Genomic DNA, 5,902 nt, shown 5'->3' with positions numbered 1-5,902 from the left:
GGGGTTGCTGGGTCTACAGAACACCTGGCGCAGGCTTAGAACCACGGCTTGACGAACCGCCGGATGCGGGCCCGCATGTCCGGTGGTGTGAGAGGAGGGTGAGGCGACCTCACCCTCCTACTCGATCCAGGCCCCGCCAACGCCCTCACCCGCGCATCCACGCATCCACCCACCCGCGCATCCGCCCCGGCGACTGCCCACCCGCTAACGCGCCCAGCCACCAACGCCACCCAGCCACCAGCGCCTCGGCCGTCAGCGCCTCCCCACAGCCAACGCCTCCCCACAGCCAACGCCTCCCCACAGCCAACGCCTCCCCACAGCAGACGGCTGCCCGCACGCCCGGCCCGCCTTCTGCGACCGGCCCGCTTCCCATGACGGTCCCGCGACCGGCCCGCCCTCCGCGACGGTCCTATGACCGGCTCGCTCCCCGCGACCGGCTCGCCTTCCGCAGCCGGCCCGCTTCTCACGACCGGTCCCGCTTGCGCGACGCCCTTGCCCTCGGCCGTCGGCCCGTCTTCGATGACGCCCCGGGGCTGGCTGCCCCTCCTGGGGCCGGCAGGGCGTTCAGGAGGCAGCCGTCCGTCGCAGGGGCGCGCGGCGTGGCCGCCGTACAGCGGCCACCGTCCGCACCGCCCCGGGGAGCGGGGGAGGCAGCGCATTTCCGGCGGGCGCAGGTGGTCCGGCGGATGGGCCATCATGGAGCCCGTCAGCCGTGGGAACGCCGCCCCGCCCCGCCCACCCGAGAAGGAGCCCCGTATGAGCGACCTCAGCTCGCTGATCTGCGACCGCATCAGGGACGTGTCCGACTACCCCCAGCCGGGCATCGTGTTCAAGGACATCACCCCGCTCCTGGCCGACCCGGTGGCGTTCGCGGCCGTGGTGGATGAGCTGGCGGGCCTCCACCAGGTGGACAAGATCGTCGGCATCGAGGCCAGGGGCTTCATTCTGGCCGCTCCGGTGGCCTACAAGGCGCGGGCCGGTTTCGTACCGGTCAGAAAGAAGGGCAAACTGCCCTCCGAAACCCTGGAGGAGTCCTACGATCTGGAGTACGGCTCCGCGACCATCGAGGTGCACCGCGACGCGTTCGAGACGGGCGACAGGGTGCTTGTGGTCGACGACGTGCTCGCCACCGGCGGCACGGCGGAGGCGACCGTGGAGCTGGTACGCAGGGCCGGAGCCGAGGTCGTGGGCGTGGCCGTGCTGATGGAGCTGGCTTTCCTCAAGGGACGCGAGCGCCTGCCCGGAGTGGATCTGCGCTCACTTGTGATCGTCTGAGCAGGTCCGGCGGCGGACCAGGTTTCCCACCTGGATACACTGGGGACCTGGACTCGAACGTGAGGAGTCTGTGTGCCCCGTGATGTGGTCGTGCCCGACGTAACTGACGCAGGGAGTGCCGAGGCGGCGCCCGGTGTTCCGTCGGCGCGTCGGAGGCGGTTTGGGGGTGGGACCATGAATCCGGTGCTGGAGCCGCTGTTCAGGACGGTCCGCGCCACCCATCCCAAGGCTGACCTGCGCCTGATCGAGCGAGCCTATGAGGTGGCCGCCCATCACCACCGCGACCAGAAGCGGAAGAGCGGCGACCCCTACATCACCCATCCGCTGGCCGTGGCGACGATCCTGGCCGAGCTCGGCACCGACGACGAGACGCTGTGCGCGGCGCTGCTGCACGACACGGTCGAGGACACCGCCTACGGCCTCGACGAGCTGCGCACCGACTTCGGCGACACGATCGCGAACCTGGTCGACGGCGTCACCAAGCTCGACAAGGTCAAGTTCGGCGACGCCGCGCAGGCCGAGACGGTGCGCAAGATGGTCGTGGCGATGTCGCGCGACATCAGGGTGCTGGTCATCAAGCTGGCCGACCGGCTGCACAACATGCGCACGATGCGCTACCTGCCCGAGCACAAGCGCCACCAGAAGTCGCGCGAGACGCTGGAGATCTTCGCCCCGCTCGCCCACCGCCTGGGCATGAACACCATCAAGTGGGAGCTTGAGGACCTGGCGTTCGCCATGCTCTACCCCAAGCGCTACGACGAGATCGCGCGCATGGTGTCGGAGCGGGCCCCGCGCCGGGACCTGTTCCTGCAGGAGGTCATCGAGAAGGTCTCCGGCGACCTGCGCGACGCCAAGATCCGCGCGGTGGTCAAGGGCCGGCCCAAGCACTACTACTCCGTGTACCAGAAGATGATCGCCCGCGACGTCGCGTTCGACGACATCTACGACCTGGTCGGCATCAGAGTCCTCGTCGACACCGTGCGCGACTGCTATGCGGCGCTCGGAACGATCCACGCGCGCTGGAACCCGGTCCCCGGCCGGTTCAAGGACTACATCGCGATGCCCAAGTTCAACATGTACCAGTCGCTGCACACCACGGTGATCGGTCCCGAGGGCAAGCCGGTCGAGCTGCAGATCCGCACCCACTCGATGCACCACAGGGCCGAGTACGGCGTCGCCGCCCACTGGAAGTACAAGGAGGAGGTCGGCGCCCCCGGCCCGACCGGCAAGGTCAAGCCCGGCAGTGACATGGCCTGGCTGCGCCAGCTCCTCGACTGGCAGAAGGAGACCTCCGACCCGGGCGAGTTCCTGGAGTCGCTGCGCTTCGACCTGTCGGTCTCCGAGGTGTACGTGTTCACGCCGAAGGGCCAGGTCATCGCGCTGCCCGAGGGCGGCACGCCGGTCGACTTCGCGTACGCGGTGCACACCGAGGTCGGCCACCGCTGCATCGGCGCGCGGGTCAACGGCCGGCTGGTGCCGCTGGAGTCGCGCCTCGGCAACGGCGACACGGTCGAGATCTTCACCTCCAAGTCACCCGACGCCGGGCCCTCGCGCGACTGGCTGAAGTTCGTCAAGTCGGGCCGCGCCCGCAACAAGATCCGCCAGTGGTTCTCCAAGGAGCGCCGCGAGACCGCGATCGAGGCGGGCAAGGAGGCCATCGGCCGGGCCATGCGCAAGCAGGGCCTGCCGCTGCAGCGCCTGATGTCCGGCGAGTCGCTGCTGGCGCTGGCCCGCGACCTGCGCTACCCCGACGTGTCCGCGCTGTACGCGGCCGTGGGGGAGGGGCACGTCGCCGCCCAGACGGTCGTGCAGAAGCTCGTGGCCTCCATAGGCGGCGTCGAGAGCGCCGAGGAGGACATCGCCGAGACCTCGCTGCCGACGCGCCTGAAGGGCCGTCCCAGGGGCGGCGGGGGCGCGGGCGTGGTCGTCGCGGGCGACGCCGACGTCTGGGTGCGGCTGTCGAAGTGCTGCACCCCGGTGCCCGGCGACGAGATCGTCGGCTTCGTCACCCGCGGCCACGGCGTCTCGGTGCACCGCGCCGACTGCACGAACGTCCAGCAGCTCAAGTCGCAGCCCGACCGCCTGGTCGAGGTGAGCTGGTCGCCGGGCGACGACTCGGTGTTCCTGGTCGCCATCCAGGTCGAGGCGCTGGACCGGCCGCGCCTGCTGTCCGACGTCACCCGTACGCTGTCCGACCAGCACGTCAACATCCTCAGCGCCTCCGTGACGACCTCGCGCGACCGGGTGGCGATCAGCAAGTTCACCTTCGAGATGGGCGACCCCAAGCACCTGGGCCACGTGCTCAAGGCGGTGCGCAGCATACAGGGGGTCTTCGACGTCTACCGGGTCAGCGGGGCCTCCACCTGAGGTCGGCGATGATCGCGACGGATCACGGTAAGGCATGAAGGGGTGGTCGCCCGGCCCATGGCGACGTGGATGCTCGTGAGAGAGTCCGAGGCGACCTGCCGCGGTCACTTGGTGGAACGGGGTCGCCCGTAGCCCCGCAGCCCTCCCACAGGCGCCCTCCGGCCCGCCCGCGACGGCGGCCGGCTCCTGGAGCACCGCGACGCCGGGACCCGGGGTCGCGGCGCGGACGACCGCAGGCGACCCCCTTCGCCCGCGCGCCCCCCGTCAGCCGGTCAGCTGAACTCCGCCAGCGTCCGCTCGGCCTCCTCCAGCCACGAGCGGCGTGCCGTGATGGCCTCCTCGGCCTCCTTGACGTCCTTGGCCCGCCCGGCCGTCTGCGCCTTGGCCAGGCGCTTCTCCAGCTGCTCGATCGAGGTGCGCAGCTGGTCGACCGTGCTCTGGGCGCGCGCCCTGGCCTCGGGGTTGGAGCGCTTCCACTCGGCGTCCTCGGCCTTGCGCACGGCGTCGTCCACCTTGCGCAGCCCGCCCTCCAGCCGGTCGCGCTGCTCGCGCGGCACCGGACCGGCCGCCTCCCAGCGCTCCAGGATGTGGCGCAGCGCGGCCCTGGCGGTGCGCACGTCGGTGACCGGAAGGATCTTCTCGGCCTCCGCCAGCAGCACCTCCTTGACCTCCGCGTTGGCCGCCAGAGACGCGTCACGCTCGGCGAACACCGCCGAGCGTGCCTGGAAGAACTGGTCCTGGGCGCCCTTGAAGCGGGCCCACAGCTCGTCCTCGGCCTCGCGCGAGGCCCGGCCGGCGCTCTTCCAGCGCTGCATCAGCTCGCGGTAGACGGCCGCCGTCTGACCCCAGTCGGTGGAGTCGGCGATCGCCTCGGCCTCGGCGACGATGCGCTCCTTCTCGGCGCGCACGCCCTCGCGCTGCTCGTCGAGCCCGGCGAAGTACTGCTTGCGCCGCTTGGCGAACGCCGTGCGCGCGGCCGACAGCCGCTTCCACAGCGACGCCTCGGTGACCCGGTCGATGCGGTCGGCGGCCTTCCACTCCTCGACGAGCTCGCGCAGCCGCTCACCGCCCGACTTCCAGTGGGTGGTCTCGTCGGCGATGCGCTCGGCCTCGTCGACGATGCGCTCCTTGACCAGCCTGGCCTCGGCCCGCGCGTGCTCGCGCGCCGCCTTGACCTCCTCGCGCCGCTGCGCCACCACCTCCGACAGCCCGTCGAGACGGGCCGTCAGCGCGGCGAGGTCGCCGATGGCGTGCGCGTCGGCGACCGCCTCGCGCAGCTTGACGATGCTGGCCTCGGCCTGCGCCGGAGCCAGGTCGGTGCCCCTGACCCGCTGCTCCAGCAGCGTGATCTGGCCGGCCAGCTCGTCGTACTTGCGATGGAAGTAGGCCAGTGCCTCGTCCGGTTCACCGGCCTGCCAGGACCCGACGGCTCGCTCTCCCTCAGCCGTACGCACGTAGACGGTGCCGTCGTCGTCTACCCGGCCCCACGGGTCGGTGCTCACCGTGTCCTCCCGCACTATCCATCAGACCCTTCGGGACTGCTGCCCCTAGTTTGTATTACGTCAGCTCTTGCCAGAGATTGTCACGCTTTTGATTTCGACGGTTTCCTTTGGTGCTCCAGTGCCATCCTGCCCCGGAGTGATGACGCCTGCTTTGTTCACCTTGTCCAAGATGTCCAGGCCCTTGGTGATCGTACCCACCGGCGTGTAGAGCGGATCGAGCTGCGTATCGCCGTAGACCAGGAAGAACTGGCTTCCCGTGGTGCCCGGAGCCTGCGTCTTGGCCATCGCCATCGTGCCCCGCGTGTACTTCGCGCCGGCCAGGTTCTCCTCCGCCAGCACGTAGCCGGGGCCGCCCGAGCCGTCGGTCTGGCTCGCGCCGTCGGCCTTGGCCAGCGGGTCGCCGCACTGCAGCATCGGGAACTGGTCGTTGCCCAGACGGTGGCACTTGCTGCCGTCGTAGAACTTCTTCTCCGCCAGGAACGCCAGCGAGTTGACCGTGCACGGCGCCTTGGCGTTGTCCAGGCTGACCACGATGTCGCCCTGGTTGGTCTTGAACGTCAGCGTCTTGGTCGCCGGCGTCGTCTTGACCTTCTTCGGCGGCAGGCCCACGTCCTTCACCTGGCCGCCCGCCTGCTCGGCCACGTAGTCGCACGTGCCGGCCTTGGCGTCGTACGGCTTGGGGCCCGCGGCGGCCGTGGCCGAGGGCGCCGCCGAGTCCGTCGGCGCCGCCGTGTCCTGGGCCGACGCCGTGGGCGGGG

Annotated in this window: 4 protein-coding genes; 2 read left to right on the top strand and 2 right to left on the bottom strand. The window is 70.5% G+C overall.

The genetic code is table 11. The features are described from left to right. Positions 1-756 precede the first annotated feature (756 nt). The gene (locus KME77_RS28185) at positions 757-1,275 is read left to right on the top strand and encodes an adenine phosphoribosyltransferase (protein WP_219472024.1); all 519 of its coding nucleotides are present in this window, start codon (positions 757-759) and stop codon (positions 1,273-1,275) included. 174 nt (positions 1,276-1,449) lie between these two features. Then, positions 1,450-3,642 (top strand): RelA/SpoT family protein, encoded by a 2,193-nt coding sequence (locus tag KME77_RS28180; protein ID WP_219472022.1) that lies wholly within the window; start codon positions 1,450-1,452, stop codon positions 3,640-3,642. A gap of 272 nt (positions 3,643-3,914) precedes the next feature. On the opposite strand, the gene KME77_RS28175 is transcribed toward KME77_RS28180, so the two are convergent. Beyond that, positions 3,915-5,144, bottom strand: a complete 1,230-nt coding sequence (locus tag KME77_RS28175; RefSeq protein WP_219472021.1) for a DUF349 domain-containing protein — start codon at positions 5,142-5,144, stop codon at positions 3,915-3,917. Positions 5,145-5,204: 60 nt separating this feature from the next. Continuing rightward, positions 5,205-5,902: peptidylprolyl isomerase (locus KME77_RS28170; RefSeq protein WP_219472018.1), on the bottom strand; the 698-nt coding region annotated here is incomplete at its 5' end.

The sequence above is a fragment of the Nonomuraea rhizosphaerae genome (assembly GCF_019396405.1).
In the GTDB taxonomy this organism is placed as follows: Bacteria; Actinomycetota; Actinomycetes; order Streptosporangiales; family Streptosporangiaceae; genus Nonomuraea; species Nonomuraea rhizosphaerae.
This window is presented reverse-complemented; position numbering and strand designations above follow the sequence as displayed.

Coding starts and splice junctions, on each gene's coding strand:
- KME77_RS28185 (WP_219472024.1), top strand. CDS start 757: ATGAGCGACCTCAGCTCGCTGATCTGCGACCGCATCAGGGACGTGTCC.
- KME77_RS28180 (WP_219472022.1), top strand. CDS start 1,450: ATGAATCCGGTGCTGGAGCCGCTGTTCAGGACGGTCCGCGCCACCCAT.